Here is a 541-nt window from a genome sequence, read left to right as displayed (position 1 = left end):
GGTAATCCCCCCAATAAATAAGAACACTCATAAATAGAGAGTAACTGCTAGAATACATCAGCAGGAGAATCCTATGAAAAAGACACGCTTTAGCGACAACCAAATCGTCAACATCCTAAAACAAGCCGAACAAGGCGTTCCTATCACTGAGCTGTGCCGCGAGCATAACATCAGCCAAAGTACCTTTTACAACTGGCGCTCAAAGTATGGCGGCATGGATGCCTCTTTAATTGCGCGCTTAAAAGAACTTGAAGTTGAAAATGCACGTCTTAAGAAGATGTACGCTGACGAATGTCTTAAATCCGACATCCTACAGGATGCTATGTCAAAAAAGTGGTAGCGCCCCAAAGGCGCCGGCAGATGGCTTGTCACTATATTGAAGATCGTAGCATTAGCATACGCCGTGCTTGCCGTATCTTTAACATCAGCGTCACCTGTTATTATCACAAGTCGGTGGTAACAGATGAGAACCAGCAAATAGCGGACTTACTTATCAAACTGACTGATGAGAACAAGAACTGGGGCTTTGGCTTGTGCTTTT

General features: G+C 44.2%; 1 pseudogene. It reads left to right on the top strand.

Features of this window, described 5'->3' with window-relative positions:
- Positions 1–73 precede the first annotated feature (73 nt).
- Positions 74–541: pseudogene (locus NJD71_RS14060) on the top strand (transposase); the annotation flags it as partial.

Origin of the sequence: Psychrobacter sp. PP-21 (assembly GCF_033790785.1) — a bacterium.
GTDB lineage: Bacteria > Pseudomonadota > Gammaproteobacteria > Pseudomonadales > Moraxellaceae > Psychrobacter.
Note: the sequence above shows the minus strand (reverse complement) of the source record. Positions and strands in the feature narration are given on the sequence as shown.